The 19,671-nt window shown below is 51.3% G+C and carries 19 protein-coding genes, 1 tRNA gene and 2 pseudogenes; 12 read left to right on the top strand and 10 right to left on the bottom strand.

Translation table 11 applies throughout. The annotated features are described in order from the left end of the window. Positions 1-5: 5 nt before the first annotated feature. The gene (locus RTX30_RS12720; RefSeq protein ID WP_312690277.1) at positions 6-2,654 is read right to left on the bottom strand and encodes an autotransporter domain-containing protein; all 2,649 of its coding nucleotides are present in this window, start codon (positions 2,652-2,654) and stop codon (positions 6-8) included. Between the two features lie 194 nt (positions 2,655-2,848). Here RTX30_RS12720 and RTX30_RS12715 point away from each other — a divergent pair, with 194 nt between their 5' ends. From RTX30_RS12715 to RTX30_RS12705, 3 genes and pseudogenes are all read left to right on the top strand, one after another. Further along, positions 2,849-3,688 carry an alpha/beta hydrolase gene (locus RTX30_RS12715; protein ID WP_312690275.1) on the top strand — a complete coding sequence of 280 codons (840 nt, stop codon included), beginning with the start codon at positions 2,849-2,851 and terminating at the stop codon, positions 3,686-3,688. A gap of 114 nt (positions 3,689-3,802) precedes the next feature. Continuing rightward, positions 3,803-4,435, top strand: a complete 633-nt coding sequence (locus RTX30_RS12710) for a helix-turn-helix domain-containing protein (RefSeq protein WP_312690273.1) — start codon at positions 3,803-3,805, stop codon at positions 4,433-4,435. Positions 4,436-4,454: 19 nt separating this feature from the next. Beyond that, positions 4,455-4,991 (top strand): annotated as a pseudogene (locus tag RTX30_RS12705) (TIGR03747 family integrating conjugative element membrane protein); the annotation flags it as partial. Positions 4,992-5,124: 133 nt separating this feature from the next. Here the strand turns inward: RTX30_RS12705 and RTX30_RS12700 are convergent. Together RTX30_RS12700 and RTX30_RS12695 are read right to left on the bottom strand one after the other, a co-directional pair. Next, positions 5,125-5,463, bottom strand: a complete 339-nt coding sequence (locus tag RTX30_RS12700) for a hypothetical protein (RefSeq protein WP_312690271.1) — start codon at positions 5,461-5,463, stop codon at positions 5,125-5,127. Next, on the bottom strand, positions 5,460-5,828 hold the full coding sequence (locus tag RTX30_RS12695) for a tlde1 domain-containing protein (protein WP_312690269.1): 369 nt from the start codon (positions 5,826-5,828) through the stop codon (positions 5,460-5,462). Before RTX30_RS12695 ends, RTX30_RS12700 begins: the two co-directional genes overlap by 4 nt. A gap of 284 nt (positions 5,829-6,112) precedes the next feature. Here RTX30_RS12695 and RTX30_RS12690 point away from each other — a divergent pair. The 3 genes and pseudogenes from RTX30_RS12690 to RTX30_RS22385 all read left to right on the top strand — a co-directional run bounded on the left by RTX30_RS12690 (position 6,113) and on the right by RTX30_RS22385 (position 7,389). Continuing rightward, positions 6,113-6,416 (top strand): annotated as a pseudogene (locus tag RTX30_RS12690) (RAQPRD family integrative conjugative element protein). Beyond that, positions 6,407-6,589: a TIGR03758 family integrating conjugative element protein gene (locus tag RTX30_RS12685; protein WP_409429817.1), complete on the top strand. Its 183-nt coding sequence runs from the start codon at positions 6,407-6,409 to the stop codon at positions 6,587-6,589. The pseudogene RTX30_RS12690 and the gene RTX30_RS12685 overlap by 10 nt, the downstream one beginning before the upstream one ends. A gap of 446 nt (positions 6,590-7,035) precedes the next feature. Beyond that, a complete protein-coding gene (locus tag RTX30_RS22385) occupies positions 7,036-7,389 on the top strand; it encodes a site-specific integrase (protein ID WP_409429816.1) in 354 nt (117 codons plus the stop codon). 276 nt (positions 7,390-7,665) lie between these two features. Here RTX30_RS22385 and RTX30_RS12680 read toward each other — a convergent pair. Continuing rightward, positions 7,666-7,741: transfer RNA gene (locus RTX30_RS12680), tRNA-Phe, on the bottom strand. Between the two features lie 326 nt (positions 7,742-8,067). Here RTX30_RS12680 and RTX30_RS12675 point away from each other — a divergent pair. The 4 genes from RTX30_RS12675 (at position 8,068) to RTX30_RS12660 (ending at position 10,715) form a co-directional block, all read left to right on the top strand. Further along, entirely contained in the window at positions 8,068-8,592 is a 525-nt protein-coding gene (locus RTX30_RS12675) for a PAAR domain-containing protein (protein ID WP_312690267.1), read from the top strand. Between the two features lie 182 nt (positions 8,593-8,774). After that, positions 8,775-9,125 carry a hypothetical protein gene (locus RTX30_RS12670; RefSeq protein WP_312690266.1) on the top strand — a complete coding sequence of 117 codons (351 nt, stop codon included), beginning with the start codon at positions 8,775-8,777 and terminating at the stop codon, positions 9,123-9,125. A 2-nt stretch (positions 9,126-9,127) separates the two neighbouring features. Continuing rightward, on the top strand, positions 9,128-10,312 hold the full coding sequence (locus RTX30_RS12665) for a hypothetical protein (protein WP_312690264.1): 1,185 nt from the start codon (positions 9,128-9,130) through the stop codon (positions 10,310-10,312). 1 nt (position 10,313) lies between these two features. Further along, positions 10,314-10,715, top strand: a complete 402-nt coding sequence (locus RTX30_RS12660; RefSeq protein WP_312690262.1) for a hypothetical protein — start codon at positions 10,314-10,316, stop codon at positions 10,713-10,715. Positions 10,716-11,461: 746 nt separating this feature from the next. On the opposite strand, the gene RTX30_RS12655 is transcribed toward RTX30_RS12660, so the two are convergent. The 5 genes from RTX30_RS12655 to aspA all read right to left on the bottom strand — a co-directional run bounded on the left by RTX30_RS12655 (position 11,462) and on the right by aspA (position 17,015). After that, on the bottom strand, positions 11,462-12,037 hold the full coding sequence (locus tag RTX30_RS12655) for a transcriptional regulator (RefSeq protein WP_312690261.1): 576 nt from the start codon (positions 12,035-12,037) through the stop codon (positions 11,462-11,464). 48 nt (positions 12,038-12,085) lie between these two features. Beyond that, positions 12,086-13,777 carry a protein-disulfide reductase DsbD gene (locus RTX30_RS12650; protein WP_312690260.1) on the bottom strand — a complete coding sequence of 564 codons (1,692 nt, stop codon included), beginning with the start codon at positions 13,775-13,777 and terminating at the stop codon, positions 12,086-12,088. Continuing rightward, positions 13,753-14,076, bottom strand: coding sequence for a divalent cation tolerance protein CutA (gene cutA / locus RTX30_RS12645; RefSeq protein ID WP_312690258.1), 324 nt, complete (start codon positions 14,074-14,076; stop codon positions 13,753-13,755). Before cutA ends, RTX30_RS12650 begins: the two co-directional genes overlap by 25 nt. An 82-nt stretch (positions 14,077-14,158) precedes the next feature. Continuing rightward, positions 14,159-15,460 carry an anaerobic C4-dicarboxylate transporter gene (locus RTX30_RS12640; RefSeq protein ID WP_312690256.1) on the bottom strand — a complete coding sequence of 434 codons (1,302 nt, stop codon included), beginning with the start codon at positions 15,458-15,460 and terminating at the stop codon, positions 14,159-14,161. 118 nt (positions 15,461-15,578) lie between these two features. After that, entirely contained in the window at positions 15,579-17,015 is a 1,437-nt protein-coding gene (gene aspA, locus RTX30_RS12635) for an aspartate ammonia-lyase (RefSeq protein WP_312690254.1), read from the bottom strand. A gap of 339 nt (positions 17,016-17,354) precedes the next feature. Between aspA and RTX30_RS12630 the strand changes: the two genes are divergently transcribed. Next, positions 17,355-17,825, top strand: a complete 471-nt coding sequence (locus tag RTX30_RS12630) for an FxsA family protein (RefSeq protein WP_312690252.1) — start codon at positions 17,355-17,357, stop codon at positions 17,823-17,825. Between the two features lie 25 nt (positions 17,826-17,850). Here the strand turns inward: RTX30_RS12630 and yjeH are convergent, their stop codons facing one another. After that, positions 17,851-19,107, bottom strand: a complete 1,257-nt coding sequence (gene yjeH / locus RTX30_RS12625; protein WP_312690250.1) for an L-methionine/branched-chain amino acid transporter — start codon at positions 19,105-19,107, stop codon at positions 17,851-17,853. A gap of 252 nt (positions 19,108-19,359) precedes the next feature. Between yjeH and RTX30_RS12620 the strand changes: the two genes are divergently transcribed. After that, on the top strand, positions 19,360-19,653 hold the full coding sequence (locus RTX30_RS12620) for a co-chaperone GroES (RefSeq protein WP_007372708.1): 294 nt from the start codon (positions 19,360-19,362) through the stop codon (positions 19,651-19,653). Positions 19,654-19,671 lie beyond the last annotated feature (18 nt).

Here is a 19,671-nt window from a genome sequence, read left to right as displayed (position 1 = left end):
GTTCGTTAGAATGTTTTTCGTAAGCGCAGACTAAAAGTATGGGCCTGATATTGCTGGCCTGCCTGTAAATCGTAACGGGCATCCAGACTCATATCGTTGGCTTCATACAGCGTGCTGCCGATGGCGACACCCGCCATATCTTTTACCGGTGACGCACCTTTGGTCGTGAATTGCGTCTCGCCAACGGTGTCTGCCGCGTAATTCGCCGTGCTGCTCATCTGACGGTTGCCATACTGGTGCAGCCAGGTAATTTGTGCGAACGGCGTCAGGTTGCCGAGTCGCGTTGCTACGCTCTTTTCTACACGCAGACCAATATCGCTTTGCAGCGACTTCCCATGGGTACTGCCCACGTTCAGCGCCATACCGTTACCGCCTGTCTCCTGGTAACCCTCAATGTGCTGATAGCCATAAGTGAAACTCGCCAACGGGGTCAGCACCACTTCATGCGGCAGAGTAAACGGATAGCCAGCTTCACTTTGCAGCGTAACGGACTGACCATTGAACGTGCTCTGTGCGGTGCCTGAAAAACCGGTAAAGTCCACCTGGCGCCGCGAGTGATAATTCTGGCGGTTCAGGCCAGCAGAAAGGTTCAGATACCAGGGTTCCCCACTGTAGGCTGCATAGCCAATCACCCCGTAGTTATCTGCCGTGGAGGTGCTGCCCTTCAGGCTGTCCTGACCGTGTACCGATGTATTACTGATGTTGACGGCTGCGCCCGCGCGCCAGCGGCTTCCCAGCGCCCGATCCGCGCCAAGCAGTATCCCGCCGAATTTTGCATGATAACCGCTGACGCTGTCAGTGGTTCCCTGATGGGCAAACCCACCAAACGGTTGACCCCATAAGATCCAGTTGCTGCTGTAGTCATCTCCTGTTGCAACGCCGCTTGCGCCTGCAGTGTGCGGGTTGCGCACGCTGTTCATATGCGTGGCAACGACAGTCATTGCTTTGTTAATTGCCGTGGCGGTCGCCGCACTGGCGTTAATGTTCTGGCTGGAGGAGAGCCCTTCGCCGACACGGTTCGCTTCCTGGGTATGAGTAATGGCCAGCGAGGCGTTGTACAGCTCCAGCAACTGCGGCGAGATCCCAGCATAATTGCCGAGGCCACCCAGCGCGGCGGCGGCACCAGGCCGGGTCGCCCGACCACGTTCCGGTGGTGTGACAGTTCCCGGTGTCGGGCGAGTGGTCACGTCAGGCTCGGTGCGCGCCAGGCTGACGACCAGGGCGCTGCGGCTTCCGTCATTGACTGTTGTGCCTGATACTGCGCCTGTGTAACCCGCGGCGTTGTAATTCAGTGTGCTGGCGTTGTAATTCGTACCGGTGCTGCTGGCGTCGATAACCACATAACGCTGGCCCGGCGCAAACTGGTAAGTGTTGCCCGTGCGTGCCAGGGAGATATGAGAGCCCTGGTCGAGCGTGGCGGTACCGTTGATGATTAGTCGGCCATAACCGTAATCGCTCTGGGTACTGCCGGCGGCACTGGTGCCATCAGCCACACCGAGGAGCAACGTTGCGGCGGCGTTTTGATGGTAGTTGCCCGTTATCGTTATCGGGTTCACCACCCGCAGTTGTGCGGCATCGTTGAGAATGGTCGCATTGTGTGAGGTGATGTTGTCATTCAGCAGCAGCGATCCTGATGCGAAGGTCAGGGCATTGCCGTTGGTCTGCAGCGTACCGATGCTATTTGCATAGCCTGTCAGTGTACCGGTGGTCACTGTCCCACCTGTGATCGTGAACGGCAGATTGGTGAGGTTAGCAATATCCCCTGCGATGGTTCCGCTGTTAATCAACGTTGGCTCTGAGGCGGCAAAGTAATTTTCCAGCGAAATCGCCTGCGGGGCCTGAATTAACCCGCTGTTGGTGATCGTGCCGATCGTACTCATAAAGTCATCACTGCGAATACCAAAGGTATCGCTGAGGATCGTACCGGCGTTTGTCAGCTCGCCGATCACGCCTAAGTTACGCACTGCTGCACCGCCGGTCTGATTGGTGCCGGTATGGTCATAAATCACTGTGCCGGTGTTCACGAGTGTTGTAATGGTGCCAGCATTATTAAAAATCGCACCGAGATCGCTGACACCAAGGTTGTTCTGATTGGTGATTGTGCCTGCGTTATTCAGCAGAGTGAGTGTACCCCGGTTATAGACCCCGGTGCGGCCGCTGATAACGCCACTGGCAGTGTTAGTCAGGGTACCCAGCACGCCAGCGGTGGTGATCCCGGAGCCGACATAGCTGTTGCTACTGGTATTACCGATAGTCCCGCTGTTAATAATGGCGCTGGTGGCACTGCCTAAATCAAGGTAAATACCGCTAAAGCCTGGCGCGTTAATCATGCCCGTATTCGTTAGGGTGCCGAGAGTGCCGGTGCTCACCACGCCGAAATTGCCCGTGGCGAACAGGAGTCCGTGGTTAGCCAGCGAGGCCAGATTGCCGGAAGAGGCTATCTGTAGCGCTGCGGTGTTGCTGGCTGCAGTCAATGTGCCCTGAGAGGTAATCTCCAGTGTGTCAAAACCTGTGGTATATACGCGCCCGGATGTTACCGCTGTGCTGATTGTTTCGCTTGTTGGAACCGCGTGAGCGTAGGGGGCGAGCAATCCTTGCGCAGAGGTAATAGCCACCAGCAAAGACCCATGCTGGTTAAGGCGTGATTTTGTCATGATTTACCGTTGAGATAGAGGCGTGATGCTTTACAGATCGCGTGTAAATACCATTAAGATTTTTCCTAATGATATTTATGCGCAGAATATACATCCGGTTGCAAAAAACAATAAGTCCTGCTTAATTATTTCTTAATTGCGACGCGATTCAACGGCGAAATAAAACACGTAACCTGCTAATAAAGAGACAGATAATGATTAGGAACGATAAACAGTTTCTCGCCGGGACTTTGATTGCGTTGGTCTTTTGCTTCTCCGGATGCGCCGAGCACGATGCGCGAACTTCTGCCGTTGAGTTGACTCAACATGCCGGTTTTACCCAGGAAGCATTGCAAACAAAAACGTTTCTGTTAAGCGCCCTAAGTAAAACGTCACCGCAGGCGAAAGTGCTGCGCGTCTATATAGAAGGAGACGGTTTTGCCTGGGTGAGCCGTACGCAACCTTCCCGCGATCCCACGCCGCATAACCCCGTTGGGCTGAAGCTGGCCGCCGCCGATCCCTCGCCCAACGTGCTCTACCTGGCGCGACCGTGCCAGTTCATTGGCCCACCGCTGCCTGCTGATTGTTCGGTGAAGTGGTGGACCGATCAGCGCTTTTCGCCCGTGGTAATCGATGCGATGGATGAAGCCCTGACACGCGTTGTTAGCCGTATGCCGGGCGTTGAGCTCGAACTGGTGGGCTACTCCGGCGGGGCGAATATTGCTGCGCAACTGGCGGCACGGCGCCACGATGTGCGATCTCTGCGCACCGTGGCGGGGAATCTTGATGTCGCTTACGTTAATCAGATCCATCAGGTTACGCCAATGCCGGATGCGATGAGCGCGATAGATGTTGCAGCGAAGCTGGCCAGCGTGCCACAAATCCACTTTAGCGGTAGTGAAGACGCGACGGTGCCGCAGGCGGTGGCGGTGCGTTTTCAACAGGCGACGGGGGCTCGCTGTGCACAAATTGAGACGGTGTCGGGCATGAAGCATGGCAGTGACTGGGCCGCGCTGTGGCCGGGGTTGCTGGCTAAAACACCAATGTGCCGGTAAATGTAGCCTGTCTGGTTGGCTTCTGTTTTCTCTCCGCGCGCTATCTTCCGGTTATATTCGAGTGTTGGTACAGTAAACAACCGGTACGGATAAGCGAGCAGAGGGGCACTCAGCGTGAGTGAACGCATTGATTATCAAATTGAAAAATACAGCTTTGCGGAAGCCGCTGAAACACCGCGTCTGACGCAGCAGTGGGCGGAGGTAGCGCAAGAGTGCCTGCAACAGCACGCCGGAGCGGAAGAGCGGTTACGGATTGCATTACTGAATGTGGATTACGTAACCAGCTTTGAATTGCCCTTCCGTTTGTTGTTGATCAGAGCACCGCAATTGATTGCCAGCCTGCGCGATGAACTGCAAATCAGCCAGAAAAACGTCATCTTCAACGGTAAGCGCTTTGGCTGCGTGTACAGCCTGAAAAACACGCTGAGCGATGTCCCGGATGCCTTCCAGTACCGTCTGTCGACCCGAATCCGGCGGGTTGATGCCTCAGGAACGACTGCGGCACCTTACCAGCAAATCGCTAAAGAGGTACGCGCGCCACGCGAACGCCTGAAACTGGCGCTGGAGCAGGGATTACCAGTCACCGCGCTGGATGCCTTGTTCTGGTTTGGTAGCCAGCGTATCGCCGCTGATATACAGCGGCTCAGAAAATCCGGCCTGCGCATTGCCACTGCAGAAGTCGATGTCTTCGATAACCTGACCGGTACAACACGACGGGTTCCAGTCTACCGGCGAGAAGTGAATTAGGGCATATGCTGGTTATCGGCTGGCAGAAGGATATACACAGAGCCTTTTGATGTCGGCACCGGTTGAAACCGCCAGCCGGTGGGTGCATACCGCCCGGCAATGGTTGTTTATCGACAGTGGATTCAACAACTGGTTACAGTCATTCCGGCTGAAAAACCAACAAGGCACGGGTATTCTTCCGGCTCTCAATGGCTCCGGTGCCACGCTCGCGAACTGGCTCGGTGAATATCTGCAGGCTACGGTCTGGGTCACGCTGATTTTCTTTATTCGCGTGCAGATTCTGTTCTTGAGCCTGCCGCTTTTCGGGCTGGTTGCGATCACCGGTATCGTGGAAGGCCTGGTCAGGCGCGATCTACGCCGTTACGGAGCAGGTTATGACTCGAGTTTCGTTTATCACCACGCCAAACGTTTAATCAAACCCGCGCTCTATGGTCCCTGCATGCTTTATCTGGCCTGGCCAACTGCTGTATGGACAAATCTTCTGATAGTGCCCTCTGCGCTGTTAATTGGTGGTGTTCTGACAATCGTGACTTCGACATTTAAAAAATATTTATAAGGATTTTTATTCTGTCAGATTTGGGCGTTTTGCCTGGCCCGCGGGATATGCCGCGGGCTTTTTTAGTACAACCAGTAACGATACTTTTACGTTAATGGTTTTGTAGGTCAAATGTCTTTGTATCAGAGACAATTCAGTGAGTGATGTCTTTTTTTGATACCAAAAAACTGTTCACTTCGCTTATAGAACACTCAGTACTGGATGCATCGCTTTGGGTGATAACTTCATAGCGACTGCCTGATTTATCATGGAAGACAAAGTGATAAACTTGAGTGTAGAGGTCCTTTCCCTTTTTTTCTGATGCCAGTCGTTTTATTTCCGTTTTCGATTCATCCAGATTTGCGATGTCAACGATGCCGGCATTCTTCATCCAGGCTTCAGCCATATTCATTGGCCATGAATGACAATCCGGAGACGCTGCAATGGCAGCGAGCGGGAATAAAGATATCAGGCCTATGATGTATTTGTTCATTTTACAACCTCAAGTGACTTATCTCCGCTGCTCCAGATTTTCTGGCGAATAAACAGCGGCAGAATGATACAACCATTAGAAGCTGTACCGGGATGCTTTACGCTATCACCATGAATCAGGAAGCCAGAGCGTCCATACATGGTATTTTCAGCATTTGGATGCAACCTAAGCGAGTACGCACCGGTATGGGGGTGATGAAAGGGATGACCTGTAATTGAATATTTACCTTTTGGTAGAGGACCCATGTCAGGAGTCCCTTCCATCTGTGCATTGTTTTTTCCCGTGCCTTTTCCTGCGTAACCCTTGCCTATAAATTTGCCATTGTGGCTTAAATTACCGGTGCTTTGTTCATACACCCACGTCATACATAATCCTTCATCGCGTAAAAAAACGGGCATCTTTCTGCCGAATCCCGTATGTTCATGTGGCGGAGAGTTTTTTGACCCTGACCGTAGTTGTTTGATTCGTCTCTGACTGGCTGTTTTAATTACTTTGGAAACAACCATTAAGAGATATTAACCTCTTTGTTTATGCCGCATTCCCTAGGATTTCTCCGACTTTTTTATCGATGACGCGCAAAGAGTTTCATGCTGTCTGAACTTCTGCTTTGCGTCACTCTCACGACGAACGTTAAAGGAGAGAGCTATAGATGCAGCATTTAAAAATAACCTGTGTGCTGATACTGGCTATTCTGCCAGTTTTTCAGTGCAACGCTTCCGAGAAAGACGAACTGGCGCTGGTTATGAGGCAACTGGATCAGGTTCAGGCTGGCCTGTGTGGTTGCCAACCAGAATCAGAATGACCGGTTTTATTTTGATTTTCTGCAGGCGACCCGCGATATTTCGACGATGAAGCAGGGTATTTCAACCTACCTTGAACCATCCCGGGCGAAGCCAGCCGTACCGGCATCCGTTGCCGGGCAATACCGTGCCGAGGAACCGTCATGGCGATGAATGGCCAACAACAGAATGGCTGGAGCGCCGGGACAGTTTCTTCCCTGACGCCCGAGCAGTTAAATATCCTCATTCTTGGTGCGTTAGCCATCGTCATCTTCCTTTTTGCTGCCTGGGCCATTGTACAGGCCTATCGCGGACTCGGTTCCCGCTCAGTGAGCATGCGCCGTTAACCGAACTTGCAATACGCCTCGTTGTGCCCATCCTCGTGACGCTTTTTTCTTCTTCAGTTAAGGATATGTCTCTATGAAATCGATTCCTGTGAACGCTTTCCGGCAATGTTGCAACAGTATGAGGCTGATGTCCTGCTATACCGGGCAGGTTCTGGCAGATCTCCCGCCAGTTCAGCAACCGGGTCAGTATCAAGCCAGGCAAAGCTATTTCACTTGCACCTTTCGGTGATTCTCACCTGCTGATGGAACAAAGAGAAGCAGCGCTATGCCCTCATGCCAGCATGGTTCTGGCTCACGATACTGGATGCACTACAGAGGACTGGCATGAGGCAGAATCAGATGCTTCATATTCGTCTTCGGGATGTTGAATTGGAAAAGGGCTGGATAAGCCTGAGGCCTTAAGGCTCCAAAATCATAAGCAGCACAGGGACCCTGTCACGGCGAAATTGCGACCATGTCTCGAATTTCTTTATAACAAATCTGTTGAACATGTTGCCGGTCCGGGCGACCAGCTTTTCAATATTTCGCGTTTTACGGGGGCACTGAAAGAAACCTCGGACAACATGGATCATCCTCCGCTGTGCGCTTTTTTCCGGCGTCTTTCAAAAGAGCGTGGATTTAGTGTTAGCCTGCATCGTTTCAGACATACGATTGACACGAATTTGATGAGCATGCCGGATCGTAATATCAAAATGGCACAGGAGCTTCTTGGACATTCAACGCCGACAGTAACACTAAAGTACGTAGAAACGGATCTGAATAAAGTGAGGAAGATGCCGGAACAGATGGAGGCAGCTTAAACCAGTGAATTAAGTGAAATACAGCCGGAAGGGATCAAAAAGAGGAGAACTTATGGGCAGTTTATTTACAGAAGATTGACCCAGGAATCATCTGAGAGGAAATACCTTCTCCGTGGTCATTTTATGTGCATAAGAAATCCGGACGATACTAGAGTATCCTCCGGATTTAAGTCCCGCGTTCAACAATGATGTGGTAAGCAAAGTACCTTCATCATGCTGGGGACTACTGTCATGCCCGTTAAGGATTTCATCTCTTAACGAACAGGCTCTGAATAGTGGTGCCCGGACTCGGAATCGAACCAAGGACACGGGGATTTTCAATCCCCTGCTCTACCGACTGAGCTATCCGGGCAACGGGGCGTATTAAACTGGATTACCTTGGCCTCGTCAATGCAAAATCTTCATTGCATCGTTCAGGAGCGTGTTTTTTCGGCAAAAAACAGTGAAACAGCTCAAATATTAGTCTATTTGCTTCTGCCAAAACTCTTCGACATTGAAGAACAGGGTTCTGCTGAAAGACTTTCATATGATTTCTGGCGTTTGGTTTAGTTACTGGAAGTCGACGATTTATCAATGAACTGTAGGTAGCAAAAGGCTTGTTATTGCTGGTTAACTAAAAGACAATTACCTTGGTAAATGCATGGATATGCTCAAACCTAACTTTCTATTAAGGGATTAATGATGGCAAGGGCACTGGCCTGCCTTGGTGACAAAACGAGTTATGGGCAAATCATTTCCGCTACAGCGGCTTGGTTTGAGGGTAATAAAGCAATAGCCAGAACTGGCGACAAGGCTTCTTGCAGCAAATGTAACGGGTGTTTTGATATTCTTGCCTCTGCACAAGACTGGGCAGAAGAAGGCAAAACGTATGCTGCCACAGGTGACAGAGTGTTATGTCGCTGCCCGGAGCACTATGTTTTCGGCTCTGCCACACAGTATACCCGTACGATGCCGGGAACCCTTGCTTCCCGCAATACGAGCCAGGCCCCCCTGTCTGCGCAGCAGGATCAGGGTTCCAGCGTCAGGAACTGTATTCGCTTTCAGTGTACCGATGACGATGAACACCTGATGGCTGGTTGTCGTTACACCTTGATTTTCCCGGACGGACGTTCTGAAGATGGCGTTACTGATGAGCATGGGATTACAGGGTGGCATTATGCCGAATCGGCAGACGATGTCAGTATGCATATTCTTACCGACTGAGGAAAACGACTGTCCGACAATCGTTAGAGCGGTGTAGATGACACAAACTCCGGGCTGGTTGGTGATAAAACATCAACATGAGCTGTCTGTTATGCCGGGAGTCAGGGCTGGTCAGTAAACGGAAGGCGAAAGCTCCGGGTGGGAGATAAAAATTTCGCCCGGCCCAGGATGTGGTAAGCCCGGTGTCATTGTTTCAGGCGATCTCTGGCAGAGCAATACGCAGGGGAGAGCGGTGGTTTTCTTTGGTGCAGCAGTACGGTGCCGATGGAACGAACGATGCCATTGCTGCAGACAATCCGTTAACGGCAAAAATTATCTGTGCGCAGAGCCAGCCTGCAGAACAACTTTCTTCACATCACACACTTCTTCAGTGTGCTGATTATGATGATGGCAGAATGATAATCGCCTGTCGGTATGTGCTGATGTTCCCGGATGGTCACACAGAGAAGGGGAGCACGGATAACGAGGGAATCGCAGAATGGCATTTTGCTGAATCTGCTGAAAATATTAAACTGCATATATTAATGGATTAATTATGGCTGTGTATCATCTTAGTACCCGTATAAATTCTAATGTTCCGACCGATTGTTTGTTGTACGATCTGTGCATTTATCGCATGGATTCTGAAAGGAATAAATATACCCTGATTGATGTGAAGCAACATCCTTTTCAGAGTAATTACGAAACGCACAGTCACATGACAGGAAATATAAATGAGCCTCTCTCCACCATTTATATTATGGAAGTCAGACTTTACCGTAAAACCATGTTGCATACACACTGCGTGACGCCTGTACCCTTTACTAAAATGTACACGCTTGAAGAATTTGCATCAGGTAACGCCAGGTCTCCAGTGAAGCGTGAGAACCCCTGTTATTTTGAGTCAAAAGGGACAATGAAGCCTGAAAGTCAGGGGGGTGAAACAAAACTCATACAAATCACCGTGCCCGAGCGTCCATTTATTGCGAAAGAATATCCAATTGGTGATCCTCTGGATCCTTTTGAAAACGTTATAATAGAACACCAAATAAATCAAAGATATAATCATTGTCCAGATGCTTTTCCAGATCAAAATGCGGCAAGCGCTTGTGGGCCTGCCGCATTTTTTTACTGTGTCCAAATAGATCGCCCTGATGTATATGCACAGGCTGCCAGGGAACTCTGGCGATATGGAAAGACAAAAATAGGTGCATTGACAATTTCTCCTGGAGAAGGATGTAAGCATCCTTCAGGTTTTTTTTATACAAAGAATGGTCGGCCAAGGATATTAGGTCTTGACTGGATGACATTGGCTGGGCTTAGAGATTCAGAGAATACTGTTTTAAGTTTTGATACTCTTGATTCTCCAGTTGCGGGGATCACTATGTGGCAAACACTAACGGAGTGGTTTGAAAAAGCCGGTTATGAAAAAGTGTTCAGTAACGTAGGCCCTGTACAGGCCGGTATTCGAGGCATTCGGGATTTAAATGAATATGCAAAAAATGGATACAAAGTCATTACATTAATTAATGACGGACTTTTAGGTAGAAGTGACTCGAATCTAACAGTACCAACACATTGGGTTGTTTGGGAGAGTCCTGCAACACAGGATCCCAACGGTTATATGCATTTGAATTTATTCTCATGGGGTAATGTTTACGATCAAATAAAACATAAGAAAGATATTTCTTTCTTTGTTTCCAGGTTTTTTGGAGGGATGGTTTTTAAACCATTAAAATAGCATGAAGAAATCGTTAGCTGTTTTTTGTTTGTTAATTGTTTCAGGATGTACATTACATGCTGAATTTTCTCCAGAAATAAACGAACTTAATGATGGATTGGTTGGTCAATCTTACTATGCGCAGATAAATATTTTTGGTGGGAATGTCGCTACGTTGACAAACTCTTATGGTGATCGGGAGTTATTAGGTAGTATTTCACCAGGTGATATGGGATTATACTTGACTTATTGTGATAATGATAAATATGATAATAATTGCCTTCAAATTAGAGGGGTGCCTACTAAAACAGGAGTAATTAAAGTTAGCGTTTCGGGGTTTTTCAATGTGGCAATGTTTCAAAAATCTAGCGAATTCGATAAAATCTATACTATTACAATCAAGGATTCAGACAGTCCTTATTAAAACCGTTTGATTTGAAAATCATATCAAGGGTATGAAAAACCACTTAGAAAGCGGTTATCTTATAAATTTAACCCGTGCTTTCTGTTTTATGTTTAGTTAGCACACGTTGTTGCTTTTACATTTAAAAAGCTGTCGGCTTGGTTTATGTTTAATGGTTGGATATATTTTGAAGGCTGTTGCACAAATCCCTGACAGCTGTCTGGTTCTACACCTGCCAAAATTTATCAGCAATCCATGTTTTATCCTTTTGTTGGGGAGGCGATTCTGAGGGTAAAACTAAACTGCTTAACGCATATCTTTTTCAGCCGCCTGTCTGGTTTCCTTTCCATTTTCCCCGCGCCAGCATTCCATTTAAGACCAGCAGATGAAGGTTAAATGCTAATTCTCCCGTTCCCCATGCTTTTGCATCATTATGAACAGTGATAAATGAGAGCAACCGTAACTGACTGTGGTAAGACCGTAGCTGAGAAGTAAGAATGAGGCTTGCCAGAGGGTAGAGATGTCTTTAAAAGCAAAGAATAACGAAGAAAACGACAAAGGATCTGGCAAACAAGGAACGTATTGCAACGACCAGAAATCTACCGTAGCCATAAAAGGAAAAAGCCCCACTTTGCAGCGAGGCCTTGTAAATACGGGTTGCAGCGTTGTCTTTCTTTAAACAACACGAGGACTTTTAATATCCCCAGCTCTGGTGACTGAGTTATCCGGGCAATGGGGCACATTAAATGGGCAGTGTTTCCCGATGTTTACGTCAGTGCGCCGCCCTGGCGGCAACGGGCAAAACGCAGAATATCTTCCGCCAGCCGCTGCGCGGTATCCACATCCGCCTGGCTGCGGTTCACCAGCATCCTGCTCAGGCAGCCCTCCAGTACCAGTTCCATCTGTTTCGCCACCATCGCCGGATCATCCACTTCCAGTTTGCTCAGCAGTGTATGGGTGAAATCGTGGGCCTCTTTTTTCTGCTGGTCCGCCAGTTGATGGATGGGGTGGCCCGGGTCCGGGAAGAAGGTACAGGCAGCAATAAACAGGCAGCCGGGGTAGCGATTATTGCTGACGCACTCAGTCAGCGCGCCATAACGCGCCAGCAGCTTCTGCTCGCTGCTCAGCTCTTCATTCAGTAGTAACTGACGGCGCCAGATATCCACCTGCTGGCTCAGATAACGCAGGGCGTCATACAGCAGAGCTTCTTTGTCAGGCCAGAAACGGCGGAACTCATCAATGGGGTAATCAATGCGTTCGGCTACCATCTCCAGCGAGGTCTCTGCGATCCCTTTTAACTCAAGCAACTGTAAAGTTTGGTTCAAAACGTCTTCGCGTTGCACGGCGTTCTCCTCCGTTATGTGAAGCGTATTACCCCAATCAAGTGTTGTTTACCTGGCTTGATTGCGCAAATGCGAGGTAAAGGCGGCGGCATCCATAAATCCGGTCACCCGGGCTGCGGGCTGCTCCTGCCCCTGCGTATCGAAAAACAGAATGGTCGGCAGACCGAGTACGTTCAGATGCTGCAGCAGCGCGGCATCCCCGGCGTTATTGGCGGTAACATCGGCCTGCAATAACAGCGTATTTTTCAGCGCCGCCTGCACCTGCGGATCGCTAAAGGTATATTTCTCAAACTCTTTACAGGCCACACACCATTCAGCATACAGATCCAGCATGACGGGTCGCCCGTTAGCCTGTGCCAGCGCCTGATTTAACTCGTCTACGGTTTTTACCGTCGTGAAGTGGAGCTGCGTGCGGGGCTGCGTAGCCGGTGTGCCAAAGGCCCAGTCCTGTAACGGGCGTGCGCAAACCAGCGCAGCGCCGAGCAGCGCAATTTGCAGTACCCGTACCAGAGGGCGTTTTGCGGCAAGACTGGTAATAAACGCCCAGGCGAAAAACGCCACGCCTAACAGCGACCACAAGCGTAAGCCCCAGTTCTCGCCGAGTACACGTTCCAGCAGGAACACAGGCAGCGCGAGGATCACAAAGCCAAAGGCGATTTTGACCTGCTCCATCCACGGCCCGCTTTTCGGCAGCAGGCGGTTGCCAAAAACGGTAACCAGAATCAGCGGCAGGCCCATGCCCAGCGCGTAAAGATAAAGCGTGCCGCCACCGAGCCACAGATTACCGCTTTGGGCGATATACAGCAGGATAGCGCTGAGCGGCGCGGTGGTGCAGGGGGAACAAATCAACCCGGCAATCGCGCCCATGGCAAATACGCCGCCTGGCGAGCCGCCTTGCTGGCGATTGCTCCACAGTGTCAGGCGGGTTTGTAAAGCAGAGGGCAATTGCAGTGTAAACAGGCCAAACATCGACAACGCCAGCAAACTAAACACCACAGACAGACCGATCAACACATAGGGGTGTTGCAGCGCAGCCTGGAACGATAATCCCGCAGCGGCGACAATCAGCCCCAGCGCGGTATACGTCAGCGCCATGCCCTGCACGTAGACAAACGCCAGCAGCAATGCACGTGCTGTAGAGAGGCGTTGTTTACCGCCCAGCACGATACCGGAAATCAGTGGGTACATAGGCAGCACGCACGGGGTAAAGGCGATGCCAATGCCGATCAACAGCGCCCATAGTGCAGAAAAGGGCAATGGCGCGCGCTCTGCGCTCTGCTTTTCGGCAGGGGGGACCGGCGCTGCCTGCGCTGACGCTACCTCCATCAGCGGAACCACTTTAGTTTCTGGCGGGTAGCAGAACCCGGCGTCGGCGCAGCCCTGGTAAGTGACGGTGAGTGTTGCGCCTTTGGCCGCCTGATTCACCGTGAGCGGTACTATCAGCCGCTGGCGATAGATTTCCGTTTCGCCGTAAAACTCATCTTTGTGCTGCTCCCCTTTGGGTAATGAAAGCGAGCCGATGCTGGCTTGTGCCGGAGTGATGTGAACCTGCTGGCGGTAAAGGTAGTAGCCTTTTTTGACCTGCCAGTTAAGCGTTAAATCATGCTGATGTTGCTGAAAGTCGAAGACAAAGGCCTGGTCTGCAGGCACAAAGTCAGAGCGACCGGGCGCGTCAAAGAGGCCACCGAAGGCGGATGTGCTGCACAGCAGCAGGATCAGCGTAAAGATGCGTTGAGCCATGTGAGGTAGTCGTAATCTCCGTGGGTGACGGGTAGAGCCAGTAATTCCGGGGTTTGATAGGGGTGATGAGCTTTGATGCTGGCGAAGAGATCTTCGAGATGCGTGACGTCGGTTTTCAACAGCAGTTGCACTTCGTACTCTTGTTCCAGCTTGCCTTCCCAGTAATAGAGCGAGGTTGCGCCGGGCAAAATAGTGACGCAGGCTGCGAGCTTCTCCGCCAGCACTGTTGCCGCCAGCTCCTGGGCGGTGGCTTCATCCGGGGCGGTACAGAGTACAACAACAGCGTCAGGCGTGTTCATCGTCAACCTCGTATCAGCGAAAACAAGGACTATACCACGCGCAGACGGATCGGGCCGCCAGGCGGCCCGATTTTAAGCACTTTTACAACAGGATGCCGCCAAACACGAAGCCCAGGATCACGCACAGGGCAATGGCGATCACGCCGGGTATCAGGAACGGGTGGTTAAAGACAAATTTACCGATGCGTGTTGAGCCGGTGTCATCCATTTCGACTGCTGCCAGCAGAGTCGGGTAGGTGGGCAGCACGAACAGCGCAGAGACCGCAGCAAACGAGGCGATGGCCGTCAGCGGTGTCACGCCAAGCAGCAGCGCCGCAGGCATCAACGCTTTGGTGGTTGCCGCCTGAGAGTAGAGCAGTGTCGCCGCGAAGAACAGCACCACCGCCAGCAGCCACGGGTAGCTGTGCAGCAAATCACCAGCAACCATTTGAATATCTTCAATATGATGCTTAACAAAGGTGTCGCCGAGCCATGCTACGCCCAGTACACAGACGCAGGCACTCATTCCGGACTTAAAGGTACCGGCGTTAAGGATCTCGCCGGTATCGACTTTACAGGTCAGGCAGATCAGTGTGGCGATGGTCAGCATAAAGACCACAATCGCTTCGTTACGCGGCAGCACCGGGTTGGCAATCAGCCCCACAGTCGGGCTAATCGCGGTGGCATACAGCATGACTGCAATAATGCCAATCAGAAACAGCATCACCGAGCGTCTGGCATGCGGCTTCAGCGTAAACACCTGGCTACCACGCAGCTTCACTTCGCCTTTGGCCAGACGTTCCTGGTAAACCGGATCATCTTTTAATTCGCACCCGAGGAAGTTACACAGTACTGCGGTGATCATAACGGCAATCAGCGTGACCGGAATACAGATAGCCAGCAACGTCAGGTAACTTACGCCCAGCGGTTCAAGAATTCCGGCAAAAAAGACTACTGCCGCCGAAATGGGCGAGGCGGTGATGGCAATTTGCGATGCTACCACGGCAATCGATAACGGGCGGGAGGGGCGGATGCCTTGCTCTTTGGCGACTTCGGTGATCACCGGCAGCGTTGAAAATGCCGTATGCCCTGTTCCCGCCAGAATGGTCATAAACCAGGTCACCAGCGGCGCGAGAAAGGTAATGTATTTTGGATGACGGCGTAACATGCGCTCCGCCAGACTGACCAGGTAGTCCATACCGCCTGCCACTTGCATCGCGGCGATAGCGGCGATGACCGCCATAATGATTTCAATGACATCAAAAGGGATTGCGCCGGGTTTGATTTGAAAAAAGAGCGTCAGCACAAGCACGCCGAATCCACCGGCAAAACCAATGCCGATGCCGCCAAGTCTGGCTCCCAGATAAATCGCGAGCAGGACGAGAACAAGTTCTGCAGCAAACATAATCAGGCTTCCTTGTTTAATTAAGTGATATCGGTTTGTTATATTTTAGTAACCATCCAAAAGAAAAGGCACGTCGCATTGGACGTGCCTTTTATCGGGTTAACCGTAGGGGTTACTGTTACTGTTCGCTTTCATCGGTAAACCGTTTCGCTTTATATGCCGGGTGCATCAGGTTCTGCGCGGAGAAAATATCGTCCAGCTCCGCTTCGGTCAGCAGACCGCGCTCCAACACGACTTCACGCACGCTCTTGCCGGTTTCGGCGCAAATCTTGCCGACGATATCGCCGTTATGATGGCCGATAAACGGGTTGAGGTAGGTCACGATGCCGATAGAGTTGTAGACGTAGCCTTCGCACACTTCTTTGTTGGCGGTAATGCCGTTAATGCATTTTTCCAGCAGGTTGTAGCAGGCGTTGGTCAGGATATGGATTGACTCAAACATCGCCTGACCGATAACCGGCTCCATCACGTTAAGCTGCAACTGGCCCGCTTCAGAGGCCATCGTAACGGTGGTGTCGTTACCGATCACTTTAAAGCACACCTGGTTCACGACTTCCGGCACCACGGGGTTCACTTTGGCCGGCATGATGGAGGAGCCTGCCTGCAATTCCGGCAGGTTGATTTCGTTCAGCCCGGCGCGCGGACCGGAGGAGAGCAGACGCAGGTCATTACAGATTTTGGAGAGCTTCACTGCCAGGCGTTTCAGCGAACTATGGACCATGACATATGCACCGCAGTCAGAGGTGGCTTCAATCAGGTCTTCCGCCGGGACGACCGGCAAGTTGCTCACTTCCGCCAGTTTCTGTACCGCCAGTTGTTGGTAGCCATCCGGCGTATTGAGGCGGGTGCCGATAGCGGTCGCGCCGAGGTTCACTTCCAGCAGCAGTTCTGACGTACGCAGCAGGTTTTTGGTTTCTTCATTCAGTAGCACGTTAAAAGCATGGAACTCCTGACCGAGCGTCATCGGTACCGCGTCTTGTAACTGGGTGCGGCCCATTTTCAGGATATCTTTGAACTCAACGGCTTTATTTTCAAAGCCTTCGCCGAGCTGTTTGATCGCGTCGACCAGCTTGACCACCGAGGTATAGACCGCAATGCGGAAACCGGTCGGGTAGGCATCGTTAGTGGACTGGCATTTGTTCACATGATCGTTCGGGTTAAGGAACTGGTATTCGCCTTTTTGGTGACCCAGTAGCTCCAGGCCAATGTTAGCCAACACTTCGTTGGTGTTCATGTTCACGGAGGTGCCTGCGCCGCCCTGGTAAACATCTACCGGGAACTGATCCATGCATTTGCCATTGTTCAGGACCTCATCACATGCGGCAACGATAGCGTTCGCGATACTTTTAGGGATGGTTTGCAGCTCTTTATTCGCCAGCGCCGCCGCTTTTTTCACCATTACCATGCCACGCACAAATTCAGGTATGTCGCTGATTTTGCTGTTGCTGATATAAAAGTTTTCAATCGCTCTCAGAGTATGCACGCCGTAGTAGGCATCCGCTGGCACTTCCCTGGTACCTAACAAGTCTTCTTCGATACGAATGTTGTTTAACATGTGAACCTTCTTTTTCAAGCTACGAATGAATACACCAAAACCACAGTATTAATATGGTTATGTGTCTTTTCCGACCGACGATTATCCCCTTAATCGGCCGGATACCCGGAATGATATGCTGATGATAGCGAAATGCCGTAATCTTGATCACTTATTATCTTCGCCGTGACATCAGAATTAATAATATGTGAATTGAGTCACCGCTTCGCGACGCCAGAAAAATTTTCATCCCTTGTGAAATTGAATTTTTCTGATTTGTCTCCATCTGAGTAATTACGCAATTCGCAAACTCATTCAGAACGACGCCACAGGGCGTCTGTCCGCAGACAGGAGACCCCAGTGCGCTGGATACCTTTTATTGCTGTTTTTTTATACGTTTACATTGAGATTTCGATCTTCATTCAGGTCGCGCATGTCTTTGGGGTGCTGATGACGCTGATTCTGGTGATCTTTACCTCGGTGATTGGCATGTCGCTGGTGCGTAACCAGGGCTTCAAGAATTTTATGCTGATGCAGCAGAAAATGGCGGAAGGTGAAAGCCCGGCGGCAGAAATGATCAAAAGCGTGTCGTTGATCATCGCAGGCCTGTTGCTGGTACTGCCCGGTTTCTTTACCGATTTCCTCGGGCTGCTCTTATTATTACCGCCAGTGCAAAAACATCTCACGCTGAAACTGATGCCGCATTTGCGCTTCTCGCGCATGCCGGGGGGGGGGTTTAGCGCGGGAAGCGGCGGTGGAGACACTTTTGAAGGGGAGTACCAGCGCAAGGATGATCCACGTAATCGCCTCGAAGACAAAGACGATCGCTGATATAAGGCCCGGCGCCGGGCCTGTTCTAAGGCTGTACTGAACGAATAGTTGTTGAGCGGCGTTTGGGTAACAGGATCCAGAGCGCCGCTAACATCACCACCGCATACAGGCTTTTCCACCCGGGTACGATCAGCAGCAGCAAACACAGCGCGCTACCCAATACAGCCAGCCCTTTATAACGCCCTTTCAACAGCCGGCATCCTGCCAGCATACACAGCAGATAGATCATGATGAAAATGCCGTTTGCATAGATGATCAGCGTATCGAGATCGATGCTGAAGGCGTAAATCGCAAGGGTACAGACCATACAGCAGAGGATCACCGCACTTAAGGCATTTTGCGGTAGCTGGCGCTTTGACAGTCGCGCCAGCGCGCCATCAGGCTTATAGGCCGCCTGCGACCAGACCAGTCGGGCGAAACTCTGGATATAAATATTCAGGCTGGCAAAGCAGGCCAGGTAACCAATAATGCAGGCTATCCACAGTGCCTGCTTACCGAAGAGTTCCACCACAATCAACGGCAGGGAGGCGGCGGCTCCGTCGTGGCGCCAGACGTCGAAATGCAGCACCACCACGGTACAAGCCCAATACACTGAGCCTGCGAGCAGCAAACCGATGATCAACGCGCGCGGGAAATCGCGCTCGGGGTTTTTGAACTCAGAAGCCAGGTGCGCGAAGGCTTCCAGCCCGACAAAACACCAGAACATCACCGCCAGCGATGCCGACATCGCAGAAACCGGCACCTGCGACAGCGGGGGAAAGAGGATTTCGCTGAAATGAATGCCGCCGCGCCACCAGATGGCGACAATCAGCGCAACAATCAGCCCGGCGATGATCGATTGCAGGTTAGCGCTGGAGCCTGCACCGCGCGTCCCAAGCAGCCAGATCAGCGCCAGCGTACCCAGTTCAGTGATCAATAATTGCGGCCCTTGCCAGCCAAACATTCCTTGCCAGAAACCTGCGGCAATATGGAGCGCAGCAGGCAGACCCACCGGAATAACAGAGAGAAATAGCCAACCGGTGACGCGTTCCAGACGCGGACCGAAGGCCATGCCGACAAAGTAGGCGACACCGCCGGCGCTAGGGAAATGCCGTCCCAGCACGGCGAAGACGATCGCCACCGGGAACACCAACAGGATCAACAACGGCCACGCCCACAGGCTGTTATTGCCTGCCGCCAGTGCCGCCAACGCGGGTACCGCAAAAACGCCGGTGCCGAGTAGGGAGGTGGAAAGCAACCCGATGCCCTGGGCTAATCCCAGCTCTTGTTTTAATCCGCTCATGAACCTTTGTCCGCCTGCTGTAAAGAGGCTTGATGTTATCACAATCGATTTTACTTATGGCTTAATGACACCTGCCAGCAATGGGGGTATAGCGCAGGGTTATGGGGTAGCAGGCACTTTCGTAAATTTTTTTTGTTCTTCCCCCTTGAAGGGGGAAATATCGAACCCCATCTCTCAGGTCACCAGCCGGAAACCCTGTGCGGCCCGGCGTCATCCATAACTGATAATGACTTTCTCAAAGGAGAGCTATCAATGAGTATTCGTCCGTTACATGATCGTGTGATCGTCAAACGTAAAGAAGTTGAATCCAAATCCGCTGGCGGCATCGTTCTGACCGGTTCTGCAGCAGGCAAATCAACTCGTGGCGAAATCATCGCTGTCGGTAAGGGCCGCATCCTGGAAAACGGTACAGTGCAACCGCTGGACGTGAAAGTGGGCGATATCGTGATTTTCAACGACGGCTACGGTGTTAAAGCCGAGAAAATCGACAATGAAGAAGTGCTGATCATGTCCGAAAGCGACATTCTGGCAATTGTTGAAGCGTAAGTTCACGCGCGAACCTGA

This window comes from Kosakonia sp. (assembly GCF_032052965.1).
Lineage (GTDB): Bacteria > Pseudomonadota > Gammaproteobacteria > Enterobacterales > Enterobacteriaceae > Kosakonia.
Note: the sequence above shows the minus strand (reverse complement) of the source record. Positions and strands in the feature narration are given on the sequence as shown.